The 951-nt window shown below is 59.5% G+C and carries 1 protein-coding gene; it reads left to right on the top strand.

The features are described 5' to 3' along the window. The coding region (locus I5M_RS09565; protein WP_210161619.1) for a hypothetical protein at positions 1-846 on the top strand (846 nt) is incomplete at its 5' end. Positions 847-951 lie beyond the last annotated feature (105 nt).

Genomic DNA, 951 nt, shown 5'->3' with positions numbered 1-951 from the left:
TTGTCACTTGCGCTACCGGCATTGTCATTACTTTGTAGTTGCGTCGCGATTCCGGGAATCGCCACGGATTTTCAATTCCCCTCTCAGGAGATACTTCGATACACGGTCTGCGAGTTGCGCGCCGCGTACCGGGAGCTCGACGACAAGAATCGTTTTCCTTACTTCCACGCCGAGAACTACGCGATCAAGATCACGCTTCAGCCCAAAACCGACCAGGAGTTCGATCTGAAGGCCGGGCTGACGGGTAAGAGCACGACTGTGACGTCCCGCTACAGCACCGCTTGGCTCGCCGGAATCTTCGCCGGCGGCGGAGCGCCGGGGGCGGGTGTCGACATCCGCGGTCACCAGGACGGCTCGGTCACCTTTGTAACGCGCTCGAGCGCGCTGCTGTCGGACTCTCTGGTGCTCGACTGCGACGACAACTGGTCGCGAGCGAAACACGCTCTGGCTCAGAACTTGGGCATCCGCTCCTGGTTGTTGCGCTCGTCACTGGCTTCTCAGAACGACCTTCAGCAAGTCACTGGCGTCGACTCTCACGCGTTTACGGCGGAAATCTTCGTTAAGTTCGACGCGGCCGGTCAGTTCACCTACCTGTTTCCCTTCGGGACGGAATTCCTGTCTGCGGGAGGTCAGTACTTCACCGACCAATTCCTGCAGATCGTGATTACGACCGATCCACCGAAGAAGCCGCTGGCGGTGAGAACCTTGCCGGGAACCATCCAGCAGGGCCGCTTCAGGAGCGCTGTGCCGGGCAGCAGCGACGTATCGCCCGAGGCTCGCACACGGCTCGATTTGCTCCAGCTTCAACCAACGCTTGGAAATCTGCAGGTGCGGGTGACGCAATAGCGCGAGCCGGGGGCGACGATGCACTACATTCTGTTTATGATTTTGCTGATCACTCCGCCCGGACAGTCGATTCCGAAGGCAAAGCGGGCATACACGCTGGCAAAC

The sequence above is a fragment of the Rhodopseudomonas sp. B29 genome (assembly GCF_000333455.1).
Lineage (GTDB): Bacteria > Pseudomonadota > Alphaproteobacteria > Rhizobiales > Xanthobacteraceae > Rhodopseudomonas.
The sequence above is the reverse complement of the archived record's forward strand: the minus strand, read 5'-3'. Positions and strand labels throughout refer to the sequence as shown.